Annotated in this window: 22 protein-coding genes; 5 read left to right on the top strand and 17 right to left on the bottom strand. The window is 44.4% G+C overall.

Going from position 1 to position 25,108, the window contains the following annotated elements:
• Window positions 1-108 precede the first annotated feature (108 nt).
• The 17 genes from H9W84_RS09180 to H9W84_RS09260 all read right to left on the bottom strand — a co-directional run bounded on the left by H9W84_RS09180 (window position 109) and on the right by H9W84_RS09260 (window position 17,105).
• The gene (locus H9W84_RS09180; RefSeq protein WP_239743171.1) at window positions 109-678 is read right to left on the bottom strand and encodes a hypothetical protein; all 570 of its coding nucleotides are present in this window, start codon (window positions 676-678) and stop codon (window positions 109-111) included.
• Between the two features lie 579 nt (window positions 679-1,257).
• The gene (gene ssuD / locus H9W84_RS09185) at window positions 1,258-2,466 is read right to left on the bottom strand and encodes an FMNH2-dependent alkanesulfonate monooxygenase (protein ID WP_239743173.1); all 1,209 of its coding nucleotides are present in this window, start codon (window positions 2,464-2,466) and stop codon (window positions 1,258-1,260) included.
• A 376-nt stretch (window positions 2,467-2,842) separates the two neighbouring features.
• A complete protein-coding gene (locus tag H9W84_RS09190; RefSeq protein WP_239743175.1) occupies window positions 2,843-3,769 on the bottom strand; it encodes a CysB family HTH-type transcriptional regulator in 927 nt (308 codons plus the stop codon).
• 217 nt (window positions 3,770-3,986) lie between these two features.
• Window positions 3,987-4,757, bottom strand: coding sequence for an FMN reductase (gene msuE / locus H9W84_RS09195; protein WP_076775241.1), 771 nt, complete (start codon window positions 4,755-4,757; stop codon window positions 3,987-3,989).
• A 144-nt stretch (window positions 4,758-4,901) separates the two neighbouring features.
• Entirely contained in the window at window positions 4,902-5,549 is a 648-nt protein-coding gene (locus H9W84_RS09200) for a methionine ABC transporter permease (RefSeq protein ID WP_065253422.1), read from the bottom strand.
• Window positions 5,542-6,615 carry a methionine ABC transporter ATP-binding protein gene (locus H9W84_RS09205; protein ID WP_239743177.1) on the bottom strand — a complete coding sequence of 358 codons (1,074 nt, stop codon included), beginning with the start codon at window positions 6,613-6,615 and terminating at the stop codon, window positions 5,542-5,544. The genes H9W84_RS09200 and H9W84_RS09205 overlap by 8 nt, the downstream gene beginning before the upstream one ends.
• A gap of 44 nt (window positions 6,616-6,659) precedes the next feature.
• Window positions 6,660-7,526 (bottom strand): MetQ/NlpA family ABC transporter substrate-binding protein, encoded by an 867-nt coding sequence (locus H9W84_RS09210; RefSeq protein WP_239743179.1) that lies wholly within the window; start codon window positions 7,524-7,526, stop codon window positions 6,660-6,662.
• 101 nt (window positions 7,527-7,627) lie between these two features.
• Window positions 7,628-9,007 (bottom strand): LLM class flavin-dependent oxidoreductase, encoded by a 1,380-nt coding sequence (locus tag H9W84_RS09215; protein WP_239743181.1) that lies wholly within the window; start codon window positions 9,005-9,007, stop codon window positions 7,628-7,630.
• Entirely contained in the window at window positions 9,007-10,245 is a 1,239-nt protein-coding gene (locus tag H9W84_RS09220; protein ID WP_239743183.1) for an SfnB family sulfur acquisition oxidoreductase, read from the bottom strand. The genes H9W84_RS09215 and H9W84_RS09220 overlap by 1 nt, the downstream gene beginning before the upstream one ends.
• A 17-nt stretch (window positions 10,246-10,262) precedes the next feature.
• Window positions 10,263-11,480 (bottom strand): SfnB family sulfur acquisition oxidoreductase, encoded by a 1,218-nt coding sequence (locus H9W84_RS09225; protein WP_239743185.1) that lies wholly within the window; start codon window positions 11,478-11,480, stop codon window positions 10,263-10,265.
• A gap of 256 nt (window positions 11,481-11,736) precedes the next feature.
• On the bottom strand, window positions 11,737-11,934 hold the full coding sequence (locus tag H9W84_RS09230) for a hypothetical protein (protein ID WP_239743187.1): 198 nt from the start codon (window positions 11,932-11,934) through the stop codon (window positions 11,737-11,739).
• Entirely contained in the window at window positions 11,931-12,242 is a 312-nt protein-coding gene (locus tag H9W84_RS09235) for a putative sulfate exporter family transporter (protein WP_239743189.1), read from the bottom strand. Before H9W84_RS09235 ends, H9W84_RS09230 begins: the two co-directional genes overlap by 4 nt.
• Entirely contained in the window at window positions 12,217-12,870 is a 654-nt protein-coding gene (locus tag H9W84_RS09240; protein WP_239743191.1) for a putative sulfate exporter family transporter, read from the bottom strand. Before H9W84_RS09240 ends, H9W84_RS09235 begins: the two co-directional genes overlap by 26 nt.
• Before the next feature lie 356 nt (window positions 12,871-13,226).
• The gene (locus H9W84_RS09245) at window positions 13,227-14,018 is read right to left on the bottom strand and encodes an ATP-binding cassette domain-containing protein (protein ID WP_338106466.1); all 792 of its coding nucleotides are present in this window, start codon (window positions 14,016-14,018) and stop codon (window positions 13,227-13,229) included.
• Window positions 14,018-14,914: an ABC transporter permease subunit gene (locus H9W84_RS09250; RefSeq protein ID WP_239743193.1), complete on the bottom strand. Its 897-nt coding sequence runs from the start codon at window positions 14,912-14,914 to the stop codon at window positions 14,018-14,020. The genes H9W84_RS09245 and H9W84_RS09250 overlap by 1 nt, the downstream gene beginning before the upstream one ends.
• A 152-nt stretch (window positions 14,915-15,066) precedes the next feature.
• A complete protein-coding gene (locus H9W84_RS09255) occupies window positions 15,067-16,083 on the bottom strand; it encodes an aliphatic sulfonate ABC transporter substrate-binding protein (protein WP_239743195.1) in 1,017 nt (338 codons plus the stop codon).
• Window positions 16,084-16,442: 359 nt separating this feature from the next.
• The gene (locus tag H9W84_RS09260; RefSeq protein WP_227715569.1) at window positions 16,443-17,105 is read right to left on the bottom strand and encodes a TetR/AcrR family transcriptional regulator; all 663 of its coding nucleotides are present in this window, start codon (window positions 17,103-17,105) and stop codon (window positions 16,443-16,445) included.
• Between the two features lie 282 nt (window positions 17,106-17,387).
• Here H9W84_RS09260 and H9W84_RS09265 point away from each other — a divergent pair, with 282 nt between their 5' ends.
• The 5 genes from H9W84_RS09265 (at window position 17,388) to H9W84_RS09285 (ending at window position 24,963) form a co-directional block, all read left to right on the top strand.
• The gene (locus H9W84_RS09265) at window positions 17,388-18,536 is read left to right on the top strand and encodes an acyl-CoA dehydrogenase family protein (RefSeq protein WP_050324617.1); all 1,149 of its coding nucleotides are present in this window, start codon (window positions 17,388-17,390) and stop codon (window positions 18,534-18,536) included.
• A 112-nt stretch (window positions 18,537-18,648) separates the two neighbouring features.
• Complete coding sequence (locus H9W84_RS09270; RefSeq protein ID WP_239743197.1) at window positions 18,649-19,857, top strand: acetyl-CoA C-acetyltransferase; 1,209 nt, start codon at window positions 18,649-18,651, stop codon at window positions 19,855-19,857.
• Window positions 19,858-19,905: 48 nt separating this feature from the next.
• On the top strand, window positions 19,906-22,074 hold the full coding sequence (locus H9W84_RS09275; protein WP_239743199.1) for a 3-hydroxyacyl-CoA dehydrogenase NAD-binding domain-containing protein: 2,169 nt from the start codon (window positions 19,906-19,908) through the stop codon (window positions 22,072-22,074).
• Window positions 22,067-23,128 (top strand): CaiB/BaiF CoA transferase family protein, encoded by a 1,062-nt coding sequence (locus H9W84_RS09280; RefSeq protein ID WP_239743201.1) that lies wholly within the window; start codon window positions 22,067-22,069, stop codon window positions 23,126-23,128. Before H9W84_RS09275 ends, H9W84_RS09280 begins: the two co-directional genes overlap by 8 nt.
• A gap of 149 nt (window positions 23,129-23,277) precedes the next feature.
• Complete coding sequence (locus tag H9W84_RS09285) at window positions 23,278-24,963, top strand: AMP-binding protein (RefSeq protein WP_239743203.1); 1,686 nt, start codon at window positions 23,278-23,280, stop codon at window positions 24,961-24,963.
• Window positions 24,964-25,108 lie beyond the last annotated feature (145 nt).

Consider the following 25,108-nt stretch of genomic DNA (forward strand, 5'->3'; position numbering starts at 1 on the left):
TATCGAAATTTTAACCTAAAGCTTGCCCGTTCAGAGTACGCTTAGAATAGTACCCTTATAATAGTACGCTGATAAACGTGATATGGTGAATACAAGTTCTAAGTCAGCTTATTGGGCTTGTTCAATGGCTTTATTGATGCCACGCACGATTTTGTCATTACGCGCAATATCACGAACCGTCAGATGCGGTACACCCACATACCAACCGGTAGCGGTAATCTGATGGTCAAGGATGAATTGCTTAACCGTCGGGCTCTTAATCCCAGGCCAACCTTCTACATTGCCAAAAATTAAGTCCATGAGTTCTGGAATTTTGGTAGCAAAGTCATTAATGTAAGCATCCCAATCGCCATCATAGGCGGTACAAAACAGTAGCTTGGTGTCATTGTCTAAAAACACCAACCGCAAATCATGCAAGGTGCCTACATTGGTCGCCCCTGCAAGATTGCCTTTGGTGATTTCTAAAATTCGCTTGATACGAGCTGCCCCATCTTTGGTTAAGGGAGCGATGGCGGTGAGTTCAGACACTTTGCCTGATTTTAAGCCCTTTTTACCGGCACTGGTGACAGAATGGTCATAGCCATCATTAGCGCCCTCTTTGAAGTTTGCCATGAGCATTTGTGCTTTCAATGCCACATCATCTAATAAAGAAAGTTTTTCGTTGTTTTCAGTTGTCATGTTTTATTGCCCTTATAGTTAGTTGATCATTAATTGATGTGCTTGATTTAAATTTATTTATCTCATAGTTTTATTATTTAAAATTTAAATCCTTTTTATTATATAAGCCGCAAAAAGCAAAAAGCGTTAAAATAACTTTTATCACCCATAAAATTACAAAACTAAACTATTGATTAAAAAATGACATACTAGAAACCATAAAACCGAAGCATTAATTTAAAAAATTCTCATTACAATCAATAGATTATTTAACTTTTAAATATAAAATCTGTGTAGAAAAATCACTTTTCCTGCTATGTGGGACCTCAAAAAATTTGGGACCTTGGACTTTGATGATTAACTTTAGCAAAGTAGCTTGCTGGTCTAATCTCACCCTATAACTGGCTACCACTTTTAAAAAAAGTGTTTATCAGTTAAAAGGTCTATCAGTTAAAAGATGCTTATCATGGCTAGGGTGGATTCCGCGTACTCTGTCGGATAATAGATATAGATAGGTATAGACGAGACGCAAAACGTGCCTTAGTTAGCACGTTTTATCACAAGTATTTAAGACGCCTTTAATATGTCTTTAAGATAAATTTAAGAGGCGATGGCGTGTTTGGGTGCGGTAGTGGTAGGTGTTTTTGAGGCTGCAATGCCGCTAGTTTGTTGCGGCGGTGCATAGTTATTAGCGACAATTTCACCAAACGGTCCTGTCAAATTTGGCTTGACCAAGGTGTTTTGGGTGTCAATCGGTAATAATGGGAAAACCAATTCAGCAAACCGATAGGCTTCTTCCAAGTGTGGATAGCCTGAGAAAATAAAGTTATCAATGCCCAAATCGGCATACTCTTGAATACGTGCGGCAACGGTTTGTGGGTCGCCCACCAGTGCGGTGCCTGCGCCACCTCGTACCAGTCCAATCCCTGCCCATAAGTTGGGCGAAATTTCTAAGTTATCACGGCGACCGCCATGCAAGGCTGCCATACGCTGTTGTCCCACCGAGTCCATTTGGGCGAATTTGGCTTGGGCAGCGGCAATGGTGTCGTCAGTGACATGACTTAATAATTCATCAGCGGCTTGCCAAGCGGCTTCATTGGTTTCACGCACAATCACGTGCAGACGAATCCCATAGCTTAACGTGCGACCTTTGGCAGCGGCTTTGGTTTTAAGCTGCTCAATCTTCTCTTTGACGGCAGCAGGCGGCTCACCCCAGGTCAAATAACTGTCAACCTGTTCGGCAGCCAGTGTTTGCGCCGCCTCAGATGAACCGCCAAACCACAAGGGCGGATACGGCTGTTGTAGAGGGGGATATAGCAATTTGGCATCTTCGACTTGCAAGCGTTCACCGTTAAAGGTAAAGGATTCACCTGTGTGCGAGCGGGTTAAAATCTCTCGCCAAATCGTGGTGTATTCACTGGCTGTCTGATAACGCGTCGCGTGGTCTTCAAAGATGCCATCGCCTTTAAGCTCTTGTTCATCGCCGCCTGTGACCAGATTAAGCAGTAATCGACCATTTGATAAACGATCAAAGGTGCCTGTCATACGAGCAGCAAGCGCGGGTGTCGTCACCCCAGGGCGTAATGCCACCAAAAACTTTAAGCGAGTGGTCGCATCAATGAGACTAGCAGCGACCAGCCAAGGGTCTTCACATGAGCGACCTGTCGGAATCAACACGCCTTCATAGCCGAGGTTATCGGCTGCCACTGCAATTTGCTTCATATAGGCATGGTCAACGGTTCTTGCCCCTTTACTTGTACCTAAATAACGACTGTCGCCATGTGTCGGTATAAACCAAAAAATTTTCATCGTAACCCCTGCTTGTAAGCTCAAAAATTGATTAAGATAACTCGCCTTTTGTCATGGGCGGTTTATCGGTAGCCATAAGCTTAAAGCAAATATCGCTCAATAAAAAATAACAAAAACTGCTTTGGTTAGCACAAAAAATACTTAATAATTTTGCTGCTAACCCTATCAATTTAATCGCTAAAGCAGTGACATAAAAAAAGCTTTACAGTTTTCACCATAAAGCGTTTTATCGTCAAATGAATTGATATCAACAGCAGATAAACAAGCCCAAATCTTAAAAATAGCACAGCAAGCGAGACAGCAAGCGAATTTGATGCGTATTACATCGGATGTAGCAGACGATAAGTTTTTCAAACTTGCTTATCAGGATTTAGCGTTAGCTGCTAGGTTGTATGGCATCATGCATTGTTGCTTGGGTTAACGTGGGATTACACAAGGCTAAAAACTGATAGCCAAATCCTCGTAAGAAATGCCCTTGGCGCACCGCTAGCAAGGTGGTATTTTGATGAAATAGCGGCTCGCAACTGAGTAATGTTAACTGGGTGTCTTTATTGGGATTAAACGCCATATCGGCGATAATACCAATGCCCATACCAAATTCCACATAGGTTTTTATTACATCAGAATCCAAGGCCGTCATCACGATATCAGGCTGTAATTCTGCTTTGGCGAACGCCTCATCAATCATCGTTCGCCCGGTATGACCACTAATGTAAGTGATAATCGGATAATGGGCAATGTCGGCAAGCGTTACCTGTTCAAGCTGGGTCAGCGGATGGTTTGGCGGCACCACAATCGCATGATACCAGTGATAATAAGAAAAAGTCACAAGCTCGCTATAGCTTGACAAGGCTTCGGTGGCAATGCCAATATCCGCTCGTCCATCAAGTAGCATTGCCGCAATTTCTGGCGGTGCGGCTTGTAGCAATCGCAAATGCACTTTAGGAAAAAGCTGTTTAAACGCTTGCACAACGGGCGGCAAAATATAACGAGACTGGGTATGGGTGGCTGCGATGGTCAATTCGCCTTTATCTTGGCTGGTATATTGTTCAGCCAAGGTTTTGATATTGTTGGCATCATGTAGCATCCGCTCTACAATGACCAACAATTCTTTACCCGGCTCGGTCAAACCTAAGAGCCGTTTGCCCTTACGCACAAACAGCCCGACGCCAAGCTCATCTTCTAAGTCTTTGATATGTTTGGACACACCCGATTGTGAGGTAAATAATGCATTGCCTACTTCCGTCAAGTTATAGTCACAGCGCACCGTTTCTCGAATAATACGAAGTTGTTGAAAGTTCATAGTCTGTTGCCCCAAATAATCCGATAATGAATAAAATTAGTGTAAGCCGAGCGGCCTAGGACAACAAACGCCTATCAAACAAATTAATATTCCAAAATTACATATATCAATCACACAAAAAACAAAATTTGAATAACCCAAGCAGTTTGTTGCTCGGGTTGTATTTACTCATACTGAGCTGGTGATGTCAGCTAATACACACTAAGGCATGCGCCCTTTAGGCGACGGATGGATGGTTTTTAGGGGATGATTGAGTAGTTTGCGGGTGTAGTCTGGCTTCGGCACTCGATAAATCTGGCACTGCCACAGAGGGTAATATTTCGGCTTGTTCGACTTGTTTATTAATGCCTAACTGCTGATTGGCTTGCGCTGATTTTTCTTTAATGGCTTGGGCGCGTCGGCCTTTGGCGGGTGCCCACTCAAGTATCGGTAACGCGCGCGCCACCGCTAACACAATACGGTCACGCAACTGTTGGCTTGAGACGGTGTATTCTGGGGTAAAGTCTTTATCCGTCGCATACACGCCTATTGGTAATGTTTGGGCTTGGAAAAAACTAAACAATGGGCGAAGCTGGTGCTCTAGTACCAGTGCATGACGATCGCTACCGCCAGAGGCAGCCAACAATACCGGCACATCCACGAGCGCGGTTTGCTCCACAAAGTCAAATAAGTGTTTAAACAATCCGGTAAAAGACGCGCGATACACCGGCGTTCCTACAATCAAGGCGTCCGCCGCCTCAATCGCTGCCAAGTCGTTTTGTACTCGCTCTGGCAGTTGGTTACGATAAATCGCCCCACTGAGTAAAGGCCCGATTTCACTCAGCTTGATAAAATGCACGTTGATGGGCGTGGCTTGTGCCAATTCATCTACAATATTTTGTACCAGACTTTCGGTTTTTGATGGTGTGTTGAGCCCACCCGATACCGCAACGATATTGAGTGGAATGGCTGGATTTGGTTGATTGGTGAAATTTTGAGTGATAGACATCTTTATTCCTTAATTTAGTGTAATCAGATAAATCGATGACATTTCGATAAGCCCATTAAACGAAAAATTAAGCCGTTTGTGAAACAACAATATCTGCATTATTTAGCTGATTTTTTGCTATATCAAAGTGGTAAATCTGCAGAGCTACAATTGGCGTTTATCGACCCATTGAGCCAAACTATCGCCTGTGGCTTGCACCAACATCACCAATGCCACCAAAACCACAATGACTGATACCATCATTTGCACATCAAAGCGCTGATAGCCATAACGATAGGCAATATCGCCCAAGCCCCCCGCCCCAATCGCGCCAGCAATGGCAGACGAATTAATCATGGTGACAATCGTCACGGTAAACCCGGCAATAATGCCAGGCAATGCTTCGGGCAATAAGACATACCGAATAATCTGTGTACGGTTGCAGCCAATCGCTTGTGCCGCTTCTATGAGCCCTGGGTCAACTTCACGCAGACTCACTTCGGCAATTCGAGCAAAAAAAGGGGTCGCTGCTAAGGTTAACGGCACCACGGCTGCCCACACACCATAGCTTGTACCGACAATCATTCGAGTGGCTGGAATAATAGCCACCATCAATATCAAAAAGGGAATAGCACGCACTATGTTCACCGACCAACCCAAACTTAGATTGGTCAAAAATGACGGGGCAATGCCTTGCTCGCTTGAATTGACCAATACCAATGCAATCGGTAGTCCCAATAAAAACGCTAAAATCGCTGATACGCCAACCATAATCAGGGTATCAATCAACCCCGTCAGTAACAACTCAAGCATAACCGATTAACTCCACATGCAAAATTTGATTTCCCAAGCGATGCGCCAACTGGGCGACATCCAACCCAGTGGTTGCGACGCCAACGACGATATTGCCTACCAAATAGCCTTGAATGGTATCCACTTGACTTTGATACAAAGAGACGGGCGCTTCAAATTGCGCAAAAATTGCTTTTAAATCAGGGGCAGATTTTACTGGGGCAACGTATCTTAGGTTGAGCAAGGTATGAGTGGCATTGTGCTTGTCGGTGAGTTTATCCTCACCCAAATCAATGGATGACTGATTATAGCCTAGTAATTCTTGGGTCATGGTGTGCATGGGTGAGGCAAATACTTTCCACACTGGTCCTGTTTCAACGATTTGCCCTTGGTTAATGACAATCACTTGGTCACAAATATCTCGAATGACTTGCATTTCATGGGTAATGAGCACAATGGTAATGCCAAGTTTTTTATTAATTTGCTTGAGTAACTGCAAAATTAACTGGGTACTTTCTGGGTCTAGTGCTGATGTGGCTTCATCACACAATAAAATTTTGGGTTCATTCACGAGCGCCCGCGCAATGCCCACCCGCTGTTTTTGACCGCCTGATAGCTGGGACGGATACATCAATGCTTTATCACTGAGCCTCACCATCTCTAGCACTTGCGCCACACGTTTATTGATATCAGCCTGACTTACCTTGGCGACTTTTAATGGCAAGGCGACGTTGTCTTGTACCGTTTTACTCGACAGCAGATTAAAATGCTGAAAAATCATACCAATACCTTGTCGCAGCTGTCGTAGCTGTGCTTGGTTGAGTGAGGCCACATTGTTATCATCAATATAAACATGGCCATCATTAATCGACTCCAAGCCGTTGATAATGCGTAATAAAGATGATTTGCCTGCCCCGCTTTTACCGATAATACCCAGAATTTTGCCTGTTGGCACCTCAAGCGAAATATCTTTTAGCGCATGAATCGCTTGCGCCTGTCCTTGATAAAACTTATTGACCTTATCGATTTGGATATAGGGAGGTGATGAATGACTGTCATCTTGGGTAATATGAGTAAATGATTGCATAGCATGATCCTTTGTAATTGTTATGGCTAAAACTTGTTAACGCATTACGAGGTCCAACCTGGAAACCACAGTTTTTCCCCGATTTCTTTGTTTAGCACTTGTTTTACGTTAGGGGAAGTTTGATAAATGTGAATAAATTTTTTCAGCTGTTCGGCGTGTTCAGGATTTTTTTGGGCAAAATCATCCCGAGTGACAAATAAAATCGCATAGCGGTTGTTGGTGGTATCATCAAGGATTAAGGCTTGATTGGGGTCAATGGTTTTGGCTAAGCGCAAATAATGCGGGTAGCTAAACACCAAATCAGCATCATCAACCGCTCTTGCGGTCTGCGGGCCTTCGACTTCAACAAATTGCAATTGTTTTGGATTGCTGCTGATATCGTTTAAGTTAGAGAGAAAATTATTTGGGTCTTTTAGCCCAATTAATTTTGCCTGTTGCAGCAGTAGTAGCGCTCGCCCTTGATTAACAGGGTCATTTGGCACCACCACACGGGCACGCGTCGGCAATGCTGCTAGGCTTTGGTATTTTTTAGAATACAAACCGACATGGGTGGCAACCCCTTTATCCAAAGCCGATAGCTTATACTCTGGATGCTGTTTGAGTGCATTGGTTAAAAACGGCTGATGTTGAAAATAATTGGCATCGATGTCGCCACTGTTAAGTGTTACATTTGGGGTATTCCAATCCGTAAACTCGACCAATTTGACGTTGATACCTTGCTGTTTTGCCGCCGCGACTGCTTCTTTAAGTGGATTGGCAAAAGGCGGGCTAATACCGATGGTTAACGGATTGTCTTTGGTGACGTTTGATGCTTGGCTTTTATTGTAAAATGCCCAGCCGCTCAGTAACACCAAGACAGCAATGATAGTTACCCCTAAAACAGTAGCACGATGTTTTGCTGCGATTGCCATAATAGCTCCTTAAAAATGATGGTTTAAAAATAGCTGCTTAGAAATAGCTGCTTAAAACATAAAAAACTGATAGCACTAAAAAATGTCCTCTAAACAAGCCCTTAACATCGAAAGCTTTGCACTGGGTGTGAACTGGGTAATCGCTCACCTTTGCCAATGAGCTTGTGGCGTAGACTGCCTTGTTTGTATTCGGTTTTGAAGCGTCCACGACGTTGTAGCTCAGGAATGACATACTGGATAAAGTCCTCGTAAGACTCAGGCGTGACCGTGCGAGTGACGTTAAAACCGTCAATTCCTGTCTCGTCCACCCAGGTTATCAATGCCTCAGCCACCTCGCGCCCATCACCCACGATTAGCGGATAGCGTCCCCCTAACCGATGCTCGGCTATCAGCTGCGCTTTGGTAACCTGCTGCTGCCGAAAGCGCTGGTTCACCGACGCAATGCTATTGGTTTGTTGGTAAGCAATCACCTCATCATCGGCATATTGTGATAAGTCAATCCCCACCGAACTTGAGTAATGTGCCAATCCTGCCTCGCTACTGGCATAGCCTTCATACTCCGCCAGCTTTGCTTGGGCAAGGTCGTGACGCTTGTCAGTCACTACTGTGATTCCCATCAGCACTTTGATGTCATTGGGCTCGCGACCCTGTGCTTCTGCCAACTGGCGAATCGTCTCCACCTGCCGTTTAATCGCTGATTTTTCGCCACCCCCAATAAAAATCGCCTCCGCGTGCTGGGTGGCAAATGCCAAACCTTTGGCTGATGCCCCTGCTTGAAATAACACAGGCGTGCGCTGAATAGACGGCATCACTTGAAAAACGCCGTCACTTTGGTAAAAACGCCCTTGATGGTGAATCGCTTTTACCTTGGCAGGGTCAGTAAAAATGCGCGCCTGTTTGTCTATTTTGACTGCATCGTTTTGCCATGAGCCTTCCCAAAACTGGTAGCACAACTGCAAAAACTCGTCCGCTTGCTCATAGCGTAAATCATGCGCCTTTAGCCCTTGATTACCAATCAATCGCTCAGCACTGTCCAAATACCCTGTCACGATATTCCATCCCAAACGACCTTGGGTTAAGTGATCTAGACTCGCCATACGTCTAGCAAATTGATAAGGCGTCTCATAACTTAAATTTACAGTGATACCAAAGCCCAAATGCTCGGTCACCGACGCCATGGCAGACACCAAGGTGGTCGGGTCATGGCTTGGCAATTGCACCGACTCTTTAAGGGTCACATCAATGTTATGTTGATAAACGTCATAACAGCCTGTGATATCCGCCAAAAACAACCCATCAAACAGCCCTTGCTCCAAGGTTTTTGCCAAGCCTGTCCAATAGCTAAGCTCATTGAATCGATAAGATTCATCCCTTGGGTGCGTCCACAAACCATGATTGATATGCCCAGCGCAATTCATATCAAAGGCGTTGAGAATAATCGGCTTTGGCGGGTTATTTTCTTTTTTTACCGTCTCACCCATCACAGCGTCCCTCGTCGTGGCGGCAATACCCCATTGAGTGCATAGTTGGCAATAAAGTAGTATTTCCACCGTGCCGCATCGTGCAAGGTATGCACCCGTGCGTTTCGCCAATACAGGTCTAGCCCTTTGTCACGTTGGCTACCGCGACTGCCTGCCAACTCAATGAGTTGTGAGGAGGTTTTTAGTGCCACTTCGGTGCTTAATGCGCGCACTGCCGCGACCGCCAATGACGCTTGGGCAATATTTTGCTCATTGGGCGTTGGACGAGCGGCATCGATGGTTTGGGCAGCGTGTTTGAGCAACACCTCCACCGCTCGCACATCTGCCGCACTGCGCCCAATTTGCAATAGCGTGAGTGGGTCATCGGTCGCTTTATCCACGCCCGAATCAATCCAAGGACGAGCTTGCCGCACTTGTACCAAGGTTTCTTCAAACGCCCCACGTGCAATACCTGTTTCAATGGCGGCGTGCAACAGCTGGGCAAACGGCCCGCAAACCGTTGGATTTTGATAGGCTGTATCCAAAGCAATGACATCGTCTTTATCCACAAAAACTTGGTCAAATAAGACCGTACCTGAGCCTGTGGTACGTTGACCAAAACTTTGCCAATCATCAATCAGCGTGAGACCTTTGGCGTCTCGCTGCACAAATGCCAAAAATTCGCGCTCATTGTCATCTTTTACCAAAGTCGGAATACGGTGCGCAAACAGACTGCCTGTGCAGTAAAATTTTTCGCCATTGATTAGATAACCGCCTAGCGTTGAGGTGAGTTTGGTGGTTTTATCAACGGCATTTTTGGGCTTAAACTCAGCCAACGCATTGCCTAGCCGCGCCCCTTGTAATACCTCAGCAAAAATGCGTTGCTGCTGGGCTTCTGTCCCCGTGTTTTTTAATACTTCTAACGCATAGTAATGATTTTGCGGAATTTGCCCAATCGCCCCATCTGCACCACTCAATAGCGCAATGATTTGAGCGACGGTCCAACTTGATACATCAGCGCCGCCAAAGCGTTTTGGCACGGTGATTGCCCATAACCCTAATTGGCTCAAGCTTTCAATTTCTGCAAAGGGTAATAGCCGTTCGCGGTCTCGTTTTATACGCGCTTGTTTAAACGATTGGGCAAGCTGATAGGCGATTTCTAATGCTTCGTTGTCCGACTTGATGATATGGGCGACAGGCGCAGGTTTGACTAGCGAGGCTTGAGCGTCCGTTACTGGACGGGTGATGGTATCTGACATGGTGTTTTCCTTACTTTCTAAATCCAAGCATGACGGTTGGGCAATTTGTGATTTAAGTAATAATCGCCCAATGCGTGTAACTTCCAGCGCACTGGGTCATGCAAAGTATGCACGCGGGCATTTCGCCAATGCTGATCCAAGCCATGCTCGCTAAGTGATGAACGACTACCGCCAATTTCAAACAGTTTTTCAGAAATCGTGAGAGCGGCGTCATTGGCATATACTTTGGCTTCTGCTACTTTGATAGACGCGAGTGCTGCCTCTTCTGCGGTGACAAAATCCAATCTATCCAGCGCATCCAAATAATCAGCCGCTTCTTGCAGTAATAGGGTAGCCGCATCCAAGCGTACTTTTAACTTTCCCACTACTTGTAGCAAATACGGCTCAAAGCGCGCAGCTTCGACATTGGCATCGACAATGGGACGGGCTTTTTTTGCCACAGCTAAGGTGTCTTCAAACGCCCCTTCTGCAATTCCGACATCAATCGCCGCTTGTATCAGCTGAGAATAAGCCCCTCGATAGGTCGGTGCATCGCTAAGCAAGCGCTCATCAAAAATTAGCTCAGGTAGGACTTTGACTTGGTTAAGTTTGACCGTGCCGCTTGAGGTGGTACGCAGTCCAAAACCATCCCAATCATCTACTACCTCAACGCCCGTTGCGGCTTTATCAATAATGGTAAGTACCACATGACCCTCAGGGTGTAAGGCTTTAATCGCCAAGTAATCGGCAAAACTGCTGCCTGTTGAATAGAATTTTTCCCCGTTAACATAGTAACCATTGTTGGCAATGGTCAATGTCGTTGCCAAGGTTTTGCTGTCTTTGGTGTCACGTTCTGGCCCGCCATTGGCTAAGCGACTGCCTGACAAAATCTCGCCAAAAATAAAACGTTTTTGACTGTCATTGCCGATGATATTGATGATATTAAGTAGACTGATTTGATTTTGTGGAATCAATCCAATATTGGCATCGGCTTTGCTCAAAATGCGAAAGACGTCTGCTAAGGTGCGATTTGACACTTCGGCGCCACCATATTGTTTGGGAATACGTATGCCGCCAAGCCCGGTTTGGCTAAATAGGTCCATCACTGCAAAAGGTAATTGTCGCTGTTGGTCGCGCTCGTCGCGATTGATTAGGGCAAAAGCCGCCACTTGCTTGGCAGCTTGAATGGCTTGCTCATCAGTGACAATGCGTTGCGCTGGGGCATATTTATCAAGTGGCTGATTAAAATCCGTCATGCTAATTCCTTACCGCTAAATGCTTGAATAAGGCACCATGGTAAAGATTTTTTTTTGCAAAGATAACCAAGATATTTTGCTATCTATAGCAAGAAATGTGATGAACAGCATGTCATTTAATTGATTGAGTAAACATAAAAAAAGCCCATTAATTTTTTAATGGGCTTATATCAGGGCTTATACCAACAGGTAAATTGTTGGATGAATTTCAAATTAATAACAAAGCTAATTTATCGCCATAGGTTTTTTCAAACCATCAAAAATATCCCCACTGTCGGTGATAATTTACTGTCAGCTGATATTGATTTTCATCGATACCCGCTGCTTTGAGGGCTTTTTTTAACTCCCACGTATCAAAGATGGCTTGGGAGCAATGATTGCTAAAGCCAAATTGCGCTAACACCGTCTTTGGCAATGGGATTTGACTTTTGATAGTGGTTAATTGGGTAATCATAAATTTATCCAATAGTTTGCAAACACATGATTAGAGAGCCAATAGCCCAGCGGTAGATTGACCAAAACACCCGCTGTAAACGCAAGTACAGGTTTAATGCCCACGCTTGCCAATGCTTTAAATCGCGTTGTCATACCAATTGATAAAAACGTTAAGGTAAAAAACCAACCGCGATAGTCTTTGATAAGACCTAATGCTTGTTTATTAAAGGCTTCAGCGTTGGGTGCAATCAGTACAAATAAGGTCGTGATGATTGAGGCAATAAAAAAACCGATAATAAATTTAGGAAATCGACGCTGATACCCCACATACCGAGCCACCTGCCCCAAGGGTCGCTGCAAATCGGTTATCAAGCTTGAATACTTTTGTTGCTACGAAATAAATGGTAGAAAAAGTCACAACCGAAACAATTAAGGCTTGCACAATGGCGGCCGGACCCGCTTTTAAAATCGTAGTGAAGGGTAAGGTTGCCCCCATTAAAATAATACCAATTTTGACATAGTATTCGGTTCTCAGCACTTCCTTTAATTTATCAGCAATTGAGGTAAAATTGCCAAGTAACAGACCTATGAACAAGGCTACTAAAGGACTTTCTAGTTGCCATGCTTTGACAGTCTTATTACTGCTTAAAATCAAAATGCCCGCCGCCATCAAAAACAATAAGATAAATTTGGCTAAAAATGGGGGTAACTTTATGTCTGGTTGCGCTGATTTGGCACCCAAAAATAGCAGTAATCCAAAACCAATCGCTAAGCTTAGCAGTCCTAGGATTGAATGGCTAACTAGGTTAAATAGCTCACTAAAATCTGACCAAGGTTTTATTTTGACATTTAAGTTGGCGATAGGTATCTGCAATATATACAAGGTGCAAATCACCACCACAATAAATAGTCCCAGCACAACCGACCAATTATCCTCATTTTTTAAAAATTTCATGACCGCACGCTCCTTTCTCCCAGTATTGATATAGCACTTGTATCAAATGAAAAAGGCATTATTCCATAAATTATTGATTATACTTAATAACCATAACTGATATGAATATAATAAATTCTACTAACAGGCGCTACTGTGAGCGCATAATTTTTGGGTGGATTTTACTTACTGACCTAGCGCCAATAAAAGCGCTGAGCAAAGCTTTGACTAGCCCAGACAGAAAAATCAAATCGATTAAATTTGTCATTAAAAAAGCCCATTAATTTTTTAATAGGCTTTTGCTAAATAAGGGGTACCAAAGGGTGGTAAAGAGTGCCAAAAGGTGTCAGTGGCTTGCCATTGACCGATAGGCGTGCTCAATGCACCGCTAAAATCTTATCCAGCACAATTTGCTCCAGTGGCGCAGTTTTAGTCATATTATTACGGGGATGGGGCAATAAGATTGGCAAATCCAGTCCAATTTTGCCTTGTTCAATTAAAATCACCCTATCAGCAGTGATGACCGCTTCACTGACATCATGGGTCACTAAAATCACCGTAAATCGATGTTCTTGCCATAATTTGACCAATAGTTGTTGCATATCAAGACGGGTTAACGCATCGAGCGCACCCAATGGCTCATCAAGTAGCAACAGCTGGGGACGATGAATAATCGCTCTAGCCAAAGCCACTCGCTGCTTTTGCCCCCCTGACAATGCCGATGGCCAATCATCAGCTCGCTCTGCCAAGCCGACCTCTGCCAACGCTTTCAACGCTTGCGCTTTCCAGTCTGGCGTTTTTAGCCCAAGCCCCACATTTTCCAGTACTGTTTTCCAAGGTAATAATCGGTCATCTTGGAACATCAGCCGCGTAGATTGTCGCCATGCCTGAGGCGACATTGCTTGATTGGCAATTGACATGGCTGTCAACTCCCCACTACTCGCCGTTTCTAACTGCGCAAGTAAACGCAGCAATGTTGATTTGCCACAGCCACTGTGCCCGACAATAGCAATAAAATCCCCACTTTGAATGTGCAAATCTAGGTTTTTAATGACTTCTCGATTGTCAAATTTTTTGACCACATTGGTTAAGCTTAAAGCCAATCCTGCTGAGGTTTTTAATGGCGTTCTGGATGGCGCTGCCAATGGTGCTAACAATTGCGTTGACATTAGTGTGCTCCTTGTTGGTAAGCGGGGTGCCATTTGAGCCAAACAAACTCAAGCTTTTTGGCAATAAAATCGGCTAAAAACCCTAATAATGCATAAACCAAGATTGAAAACATAATGATATCAATCTGAAAAAACTCGCGAGCGTGCATGGCTAAATACCCAATGCCTGTGGTGGCGGAAATGGTTTCCGCCACAATCAGCGTCAGCCACATAATGCCCAATGAAAAACGCACCCCCACCAAAATACTCGGCAATGCCCCAGGTAAAATCACTTCTTTAAACAATGCCCAACCTGTTAAATCATAGCTTTTTGCCATCTCGACCAGATGTTTATCCACATTACGAACGCCATGATAGGTGTTCAAATAAATCGGAAAAAATGTGCCAACTGCCACCAAAAAAACCTTTGCCGCCTCATCAATCCCAAACCACACGATGACGAGGGGAATTAATGCCAAATGTGGAATGTTTCTTAGCATTTGAAAGGTGGTATCCAATAACGTGCGAAATACAGGCAAGGTACTGGTCAATAGCCCAAACCCCAACCCAAACAACCCGCCAATCAACAGCCCAGCAAACGCTCGCAGCGCACTAATGCCGAGATGCTGCCAAAGCTCACCACTTTTTATGAGTTCATAGCCCGCTTGAACAACGGCACTGGGTGACGAAATATTTTTAAGGTAAGCCTCAGGCAGTAATTGAAAACTTGCTACCAGTTGCCAACCCGCCAACATGAGTAACGGCAACCACCAACCCCCTGTACGCCCAAATAGGGTTTTAATAACCTTACGGGTTGACAATGTCTTGACTGGCGTATTCACCCTTATCGGTTTCGTCGGTAGCGGCTTTGATGCCGCTACCACTGAATTATCCGCAACAAAACTTGACGTTTTCATAAACAACCTCTCACTGCAAATTTATCAATGCAACTTTATTAATGACTGTTAAAAGCTTAACTGTCGGCTGTATCGCTTCAAAGTAGTAAGCGCAAGCTAGCGTCATAAAGATTACCTATTCTTTTTTTACTAGCTTTTTACTAGCCATAGTTTTACTTGGGTGGATACCAAACAATATCTTTTACCTGTATTTGTTTTGGCAGCAATTTATTTTTATAAAAAGTATCCGCTTCTTGCTGCTGCGCTTGAATAATGTCATCGGTGATATAGTTGACACCGTAATTTCTTGATTTCACCGAGGCTAACGCCACGTCAGGTTTTAGATTGGTGATTTTTTGGATCATTTTGCTAAAAGTTACCGGGTCAGCGGTAATGGCTTTATCCGCTTCATCAATGGCTTTGACAATGTCTTTAATCACATTGGGGTGTTTTTGAGCAAAATCCGTTGATGCCAAATAAAACGATGTATTATTGGGCTTAAGACCTGTAGCGTCGGTCAAAACTCGCGCTTTTAGCTCAATTTTGGCACTCGATAAATAAGGCTCCCAAACGGTCCAAGCATCCAGTTTCCCCGACTCAAAGGCAGCACGGGCATCAGATGGCTGTAAATACTTGACATCTATGTCAGCAAAACTCAATTTGTCACGTTCCAATGCTTTTAGTAACGTATAGTTAGCACTAGAGCCTTTAGTCACCGCCACAGATTTACCTTTTAATTCAGCCACTGACTTTAAGGTTGAATTCGCGGGGACAATGACGGCTTCAGACTGTGGTGAAGGTTTTTCATAGGCCACATACACCAAATTACTACCCGCGGCTTGGGCAAAAATAGGTGGCGTGTCTCCTGTGGTGCCAAAGTCAATATTGTTGGTATTTAGCGCTTCTAGCATCGGCGGTCCCGATTGAAACTGCACCCAATTGACTTTGATGCCGGATTTTTCGAGCGACTTTTCAAGCAGCTTACTTTCACGCAAATACACCAAAGCCCCTGAGCTTTGTAATCCGATACGCACTTCTTCAAGTGGTTTTGCATCACCGCTCTTAGTGTCATTGGTCTGTGCTTCATTGGTGGTTGCCGCATTGGCAGATTTGGTGGTATTTTGCTGGCAACCTGATACTAGCAAGCTAATACTAAACCCCGAAATAAGTACAGCAGAAACTTTTTTCATTACAACACCTTATGCAATATTTAGGACAATTTGTCCTTATCCTCAAAATTTTTCATTTTTTCGATATGAAATGCTATCAAGCGCTATCAAACATCATCGAATGGCGCTATTATTCCACAGAATAATAACAAAGCTTAATAATTATAATTGATAAGAATATAGCGGAATTTGCTAACCGCTTTAATTTTTGTTTATTGATAGCGGAAGGGTATGTGGACAGATAAATGCTATTCTGCGTAGAGAAAAACATAGGGCGCAATCGCTACAGCCAGTGCTGGACCGTTCATTTATTCAGGGTAATAATAGCGGACAAACATTCCTAGATTGTTGTTCGTGTATTTGTAAAATGCGTTATTCTCTTAGTCATGCCGTGAAATAGCTTGCCATAGGATATCAAACAAAGGATCAAAGTCAGCTGTCATCGGTTTGGCAGCGTTTCTTAACACGTGCATCAGCCCCAATCGGGTGATAAACCCCATAAACACATCTAATAAGGTTTTAAGCGAGACATTTTGATTAAGCTCCCCACGCTGCTGCCCATCCGACAACACTTGCAAAAAAGCTTCCATCAAATCCTTGTTTTCATAAATGGCAATATGTTGATAGTGGGAGACAGGAATCGCTGTAGAAAAAAACAATACCGCATCAGGATTGTGGTCAACAAAATCAAACATCACCCATAGCGTCTTACGCAGCCGGTCTTTGACACTATCAATACCGCTCAAATGGTCAATCATTCGAGCGGCTAGGCGACTAAGCACTCGATCTAAAATCACATAAATCAGCGTGTTTTTATCGCCAAAATATTTATACAAGGTCTGCAGTGACACGTTCGCGTGTTTTGCAATTGACTGCATAGTCACACTATCCGCAGCGACCTCGCTCTCACCACTGGCATACAGTGTAATCACACTTTTTTCGATTTTATCTAAGGTTGCAGGTCGTATCTGCGCAAGTAAGGTTAAATCACCCATTGTATTACTAGGACGTCCAAGCGTCATTGGCTTTTTCAACGCAGTCATAACATTCTCTATTTAGATATTTAAAAAATAGTAATATAGGTTACCATATCTGCAGACAATATTGTTCTCATTTTTTATCTTTGTTATGATGGCGGCATTATTTGGCTATTTAATCATAATCTTAGGGTTTTTATTTAGTATTACATTGGTAATATAAATTACCTTTATAATATAATTTAAGGATAAATAACTATAAATAGCCGAGCAATTTTTTAAGGTAGTAATTAATATTACTATTATAACGGTTTAATTAATCTCTCAATAACGAACGAGGAATCAAGGATGATCAACCATTTTGAATCAAGCTGGATGAACGAAGAAGTCGCCATGCTAGAAGATACTGCCAAGAAGTTTTTTCAAACTTGGATCGATAAAGACATCGAGTGGCGAAAAAACGGCATGATGGATAAAGAAGCATGGCTTGAAGCAGGCTCGATGGGCTTTTTATGTGCATCGATGCCTGAAGAGTATGGCGGTGCCGGTGGCGACTTTCGTCATGAAGCGGCATTGATTTATGCCCAAGCCGATGCGGCCTTGAGCGGATTTGGTGGCTTTTTGCATTCAGGTATTGTGGCACCTTATATCTTGCATCATGGCAGTGAACAGCAAAAACAGCGTTGGTTACCAAAAATGGCAACGGGCGAATTGGTTGGTGCGATTGCGATGACCGAGCCAGGGACGGGGTCAGATTTACAAGCTATCAAAACCTATGCCGTTAAAGACGGTGATGACTACATTTTAAATGGTTCTAAAACTTTTATCACCAATGGCCAGTTAGCCAACCTAATTATCGTCGCTTGTAAAACCGACCGCGAAAAAGGCGCTCAAGGGGTATCTCTCTTGGTGTTAGAAACCGATGGTTTAGCAGGCTTTGAGCGGGGTCGCAACTTAGAGAAAATCGGTTTATCATCACAAGATACCTCAGAGTTGTTCTTCAATAATGTGCGTGTCCCACAGAAAAACTTATTGGGCAGTGTGGAGGGCATGGGTTTTATTCAGTTGATGCAAGAGTTGCCACAAGAACGCTTAATCATTGCTTTGGCGGCGGCGGGGGCGATTAAGAAATCAATTGAACTTACCATCGAATATACCAAAGAACGCCACGCCTTTAATAAGCCTGTGTGGTCATTTCAAAATACCCGATTTAAACTTGCCGAATGTAATGCGGACTACCTTGCCGTCAGGGCGATGTGTGATGCGGCACTCGAGGCCCATCTTAACAAAAAACTGACCGTACAACATGCCGCTCTATTAAAAGCGTTTACCACGGATAAACAAGCCAAAGTCACGGATGAATGTTTACAGCTATTTGGTGGCTATGGTTATATGCTGGAGTATCCGATTGCCCGATTATACGCCGATGCCCGAGTGCAAAAAATCTATGGCGGTACCAATGAAATCATGAAAGAGTTGGCGTCTCGTTTTATGTAACTCATCGTTTTATATGGCTGCGCCACTTTTTAGCTAGCCTAGATATTAGTATCAGATTTTAGGATTAGCCATTAGGAATTGACAAATTTTAACCATGATTAAGGAAAATCAAATGAGTAATACCGCTTATATTTATGATGCTATCCGCACGCCGCGTGGCAAAGGCAAATCCGATGGCAGCTTGCACCAAGTCGCTCCAATTTGGTTAATCAGAGAACTACTGACAAATTTACAGTCGCGCAATCAGTTGGACACACAGTTGGTGGATGATGTGGTAATAGGTTGTGTCACCCCTGTTGGTGAGCAAGGCTCGGATATCGCCCGAATTGCGGTAATTGATGCCGGTTGGGCAGAATCGGTGGCAGGCGTTACCCTATCACGGTTTTGTGCATCAGGGCTAGAGTCGATTAATTTAGCCGCAAGCAAAATCATGTCGGGCATGGAAGATATGGTGGTGGCAGGTGGCGTGGAGTCTATGAGCCGTGTCAAAATGGGGTTAGACGGCGGTGCTTGGTACATGGACCCACGCGTCAATACCGCCACCGGCTTTGCCCCACAAGGCATTGGCGCTGATACGATTGCGACATTAGAAGGCTTTAGTCGCAGTGATGTTGATGCATATGCCACCGAGTCTCATGGCAGAGCCCAGCAGGCTTCTGAGCAAGGGTATTTTGCTAAATCGATTATTCCTGTTAAAGATATCAATGGTCTGATGATTTTAGACCATGACGAAACCATTCGCGCTGATACCAGCGTTGAACGCTTGGCAGAATTAAAGCCCTCGTTTGCCATGCCAGGAAAAATGGGCTTTGATAAAGTAGTCTTAGATAAGTATGCCACGATTGAAAAAATTAACCATGTGCACCATGCCGGTAACTCATCAGGTATCGTTGACGGGGCCGCGTTATGTCTGCTTGGTAGTCAATCAGCGGGACAAGCGGCGAATTTAAAACCCCGTGCCAAAGTCACGATGGCGGCAGTGGTGGGGTCAGAACCGACGATAATGCTAACAGGTCCGACACTGGCCGCAAGAAAAGCCTTAGCCCGGGCGAATATGCAGGTGTCTGATATTGACCTATGGGAAATTAACGAAGCGTTTGCAGCGGTGCCAATGAAAACGGCAAAAGACCTAGGGCTTAATATGGATATCGTGAATGTCAACGGTGGTGCGATTGCTATGGGACATCCATTAGGGGCAACAGGGGCAATTTTAATTAACACCTTGTTAGATGAATTGGAGCGTCGTGATTTGACCACTGGACTTGCGACCTTATGTGTCGGTGGCGGTATGGGTATTGCCACGATTATTGAACGTGTTTAAGTCGCCTATTTAATTGAATTAAAAAACTGAAGAAAAAAGGATGTTTCTATGACCAGTCTTACCAGCCAAGCGGCGAATCAATTGGCCAATTTTTCTGCCACTGACGACGATAATATTGTCATTTTGACCATTCAACAATCTCGCAAAATGAATGTGCTTGATGAGCATTTTAGCAATGATTTAGAAAAAATCGCTCAAAGTTTTATTGAAGACAAAGACAGCAAAGGGCTTATCATCACCAGCGATAAAGATAGCTTTATCGTGGGTGCCGATATCGACCAATTTGCCAATATCCAATCCCCTAAGCAAGCTTTTGATTTTGTTGAACATTTCAAAAAGGTGTTACGCAGCCTTGAAACCTGCGGTAAACCTGTCGTCGCTGCATTAACCGGCACTGCCTTAGGTGGCGGGCTTGAAGTGGCGTTGGGCTGTCATTATCGCATTGCCGTTGACCAACCGAATGCCAAATATGGCCTGCCTGAAGTCAAATTGGGCTTATTACCTGGGGGCGGTGGTACACAGCGTCTAATGCGTCTTGTCGGTATGCAAAAAGCGTTAGAGTTGATGACCCAAGGCACTAAGCTTACCACCCAAGCCGCTCATCAGCTTGGCATTATCGATGCGGTAGTTACTGATAAAACATCACTGATTGAACAAGCCAAACAGTGGATTCATGAGCATCCAACCGCTCAGCAGCCTTGGGATGCCAAAGGCTTTAAAATCCCTCAAGGTAACGCCTTAACCCCGCAAAATGCCCAAATGCTGAGCATTGCCCCTGCGATGGCAAATCAAAAATCGCATGGCAACTACCCTGCCATTACCCATATTTTATCCTGTGTGTTTGAAGGTAGCTTAGTGGACATCGATACTGGTCTGGCGCTTGAGTCGCGCTATTTTGTCGCCTGTGCCATGTCACAAGTGTCAAAAAATATGATTGGCACGCTTTGGCACCAACTCAACAGCATCAACAAGGGCCAATCTCGTCCAAAATCTATCCCGCCATACCAAACCAAAAAAGTCGGTGTGTTGGGCGCAGGGATGATGGGTGCAGGTATTGCCTATGTCTCTGCCAAGGCAGGCATTGACGTGGTATTGCTAGATACCACGATGGAAAATGCGGATAAAGGCAAAACGTATTCAGAAAACTTGCTGAATAAAGCGATTGCCAAAGGCAGAAGCAATGATAGCAAAAAACAATCCTTACTGGATAAAATTCAAACCACCACGGATTATGCAGATTTAGCGGATTGTGACTTGGTGATTGAAGCGGTGTTTGAAGACCGTGATATTAAAGCCAAGTGTACCCAGCAAGCAGAAGCAGTCACCGCTAGCGATGCGATTTTTGCGTCAAATACCTCAACCTTGCCAATTACCGGTTTAGCCAAAGCGAGTGGCCGTCCTAAGCAATTTATCGGCTTACACTTTTTCTCACCTGTCGATAAAATGCCGCTTGTGGAAATCATTATGGGCGAGCAAACCGATGAAACTACGTTAGCCAAAGCCTTTGACTATGTATTACAAATTGGCAAAACGCCGATTGTGGTCAATGATAGCCGTGGTTTTTATACCTCTCGCGTATTTGCCACCTATATCACCGAAGGCTCTGCCATGCTCTCTGAGGGCGTCCATCCTCGATTGATTGAGGTAGCTGGTATCAAATCGGGTATGCCAGTCGGACCGCTGGCACTGCAAGACGAGGTGTCTTTAGGTCTGATGCTGCATATTAATGAGCAAACCAAAAAAGACTTACAAAAAGAAGGCAAAGAAATGCCCCATCACCCCGCCGATAGCGTGGTCGAGCTGATGGGCAAAACCCACGGGCGTTTGGGTAAAAAAGTCGGCAAAGGGTTTTATGACTACCCAGAGGGAGGTGAAAAACAACTGTGGCCCGGGCTCTCAAACTTATTCCCTGTCGCAGACACGCAGCCTACTCAGCAAGAGCTTATTGACCGCTTTATGTTTATCCAAGCCAATGAGACCGCCCGTTGTTATGAAGAAAACGTGATTAATTCAATCGCAGATGCCAATATCGGCTCTATCTTTGGCTGGGGATTTGCCCCGCATCATGGGGGTACTTTGCAGTTTATTAATGCCTATGGCGTTGATAATTTTGTCGCACGCAGTCAACAACTTGCCGAGCGTTATGGTGAGCGCTTTGCCCCTGCCCAAGTTTTAGTAGCTATGGCAAAGGCGCATAAGGAGTTTGTTAATGAATGACGCCATAGCTGCACTGGGTATAGCTGACTGCTTAACAGGGCTAAAAGTTATTGACTTATCACGCAACTTGCCGGGTCCATTTGCCACAAGACTGCTCGCTGATTTGGGGGCAGATGTGACCAAATATGAACCCAAGTCAGGTGACCCTGCCCGGGCGTTGGGCAATTTATTTGATGCTTTAAATCATGGTAAAGCTTGTCACAAAATGGACTTTAAAAACCCCGATGACATTGCTAAGCTTAAAAGCGACATTGCCACTGCTGATGTGATGATTGATAGTTTCCGCCCCAACGTATTAGAAGGCATGGGACTTTCGCCACAGGCACTGCTTGCGGACAACCCAAAGCTGGTGATTGTTTCCATCACTGGCTATGGTACGACGCCCAACTGGGCGGATAAAGCCGGGCACGATATCAACTTTATGGCAATGAGTGGCGTACTTGACCAACTCAAAACCGCATCGGGTGAACAAGCCATGCCCAATGTTCAATTTGCCGACTTGGCTGGCGGGAGTGACACGGCGGTCATCGCTTTATTAGCGGCCGTTGTCAATGCCAAGCTAACTGGCAAAGGTCGCCATATCATCATCAGCATGACCCATAGTTTATACAACCATTTGGTGATGCCAAAAGCGACGGGGAAATTTGTCAAAGCATTAACCCAGGTAACACCGACGCCTGAGCAGGATTTTTTAGGCGGCGTGCTGCCATGTTACCGGCTATATCAGACACAAGACGGTCGTTATATGGCAGTCGGCTCGCTTGAGCTAAAGTTTTGGCAAGGCTTGTGTCAAGCGTTAGACGTTAATGAACATGCGGCTAGCCATTGGCAAATGGGCGTACTGCCTACTCATCCGCAGAGCCAAGCCGCTGCCAAGGCTATCGCCCAAAAATTTGCATCGCAGCCACTTAGCCACTGGCAGCACTACTTTACCCAATTTGATGTGTGTGTGACGCCTATTTTAACCTTGGCAGAAGCCGCCTGTCATGAACTATTTGCTAATCAAGATGAGTATGGTAATGTTAAGCCTTGGTGTGATAATGATTGCAACTAGGCTATTCATTTGCGTCACTATCAACTCAAGGCACAGTAATTGATAGTAATCAAAAAGCGCGGCAATACGCGCACCCTAATAGGCCCATGGAAAAAACCTTTTCAAGGGCCTATTAGCCTATTTTCTAAGGACAGAAAAAGGATAACAACATGGAAAATTTTTGGACAAAATTTTATGACCCTGCCACCGCCGCACACATTCCCGCTTTAACAGATCAATCGTTAATAGAATTTTTTGATGATCGTTTAACGGCCTTTGCCTCACGAGAATTCACCAGCAATATGGAGAGAGCTATCAGCTATCAACAGGCGGATAACGTCGCACGCCTTGTCAGCCGCTGGCTACAAGCCCAATCCTTGGGCCCAAATGCCAGTGTCGCTATCATGCTGCCTAATGTACAAGCGTATTTACCGGTCATGATAGGTGCGATTCGCTCAGGGTATGTTTTGACGCCGATTAATCCGCTACATACAGCTCGTGAATTAGAGTTTCAGTTGATTGATGCCAATACTGAAGTTATTTTTATTTTAGAAAATTTTGCTCACACTTTACAAAAAATCATTGACAAAACCCCAGTGAAAAAAGTCGTGATTATCCGTTTAGGGGACTTGTTAGGATTAAAGGGTAAAATAGTCGATATCGCTGTAAAATATGTCAAGAAAATGGTAGCGCCTTACCAAATTGACAAAAAGTATCAGCCATTACGATTGGGTCAAGTGATGAAAACCGCTAAATCCATGCCTTACCAACAGCCATCCAAATCACTTGATGATGTTGCCTTTATCCAATACACCGGCGGCACCACTGGCAGACCCAAAGGCATCTTGCTGACCCATCGAAATATTTTGACAGCAGTTGAGCAATACTATCAGTGGTTTTTGCCGGTACTCAACCAACAAAAAAATGTCGAACAAGTATTCCATAGTATCCTAGCGTTGCCGCTATATCATATCTTTGCCTTTATCTTTTCCATGTTAGGCATGAAATCTGGCATGCGCATGACCTTGGTGACCAACCCTAAAGACATTGCCAGTTTTATCAAAATATTATCTGCTAAGCCGTTTCACATTCTTCCTGGGGTTAATACCTTGTTTCAGGCATTAGTTAACCACCCCGATTTTAAAAGTGTCGATACCCGTGAACTAAAATTATCAATCGCCGGCGGTATGGCAGCCACCCCCGCCGCGGCCAAAGCTTGGCTTGAGCTCACTGGCTGCCCATTAATAGAAGGATGGGGCATGTCCGAAACTATCGGTGCAGGCACGTGTAACCCCCTCACCAATCATGAGTACACTGGCGATATTGGCCTACCTTTACCGAGTATCGATATCAAAATCTGTGATGATGTGGGAAATGAAGTGGCGTTAGGCGAAGTGGGTGAAATCTGTATCAAAGGTGATAATGTGACTATAGGTTATCATAACATTGACAACACCGATTATTTCTTACCTGAAGGCCATTTAAAGACAGGCGACATTGGGATGATGATGCAAAACGGGCATATCAAATTAATGGATCGCAAAAAAGATATGCTGATCGTCAGTGGCTTTAATGTCTATCCAACCGAAATTGAAGCGGTGCTGTTAAATCACCCGAAAGTCCAAGAATGTGCCGTGATTGGCGTTGAAGATGCGCTTCAAGGGCAATCGGTTAAAGCCTATATTGTCAAATCAGATGACAGTTTGACGATAGATGAGCTTAAAGCCTTTAGTCATGAGCAATTAACCGGGTATAAACGGCCACGTCAATATACGTTTATTGAGCAATTACCCAAAACCGCGGTTGGCAAAATTCAAAAAACTGAACTGCGGTTACTTGAGAAAAATAGTAAATAATGGTGTCAGCCCAAAGAATGGTCAGATGTTTACCTTTCAACCCTCGAAAAATCACGTAACCCCTTGATATCACTGCAATAAAAAAGCCCCAATCAATCGACTGGGGCTTTTGGAATATGGTAGGCATAATCTGACTCGAACAGAC

The organism is Moraxella tetraodonis, assembly GCF_022359095.1.
GTDB classification, from domain to species: Bacteria; Pseudomonadota; Gammaproteobacteria; order Pseudomonadales; family Moraxellaceae; genus Faucicola; species Faucicola tetraodonis.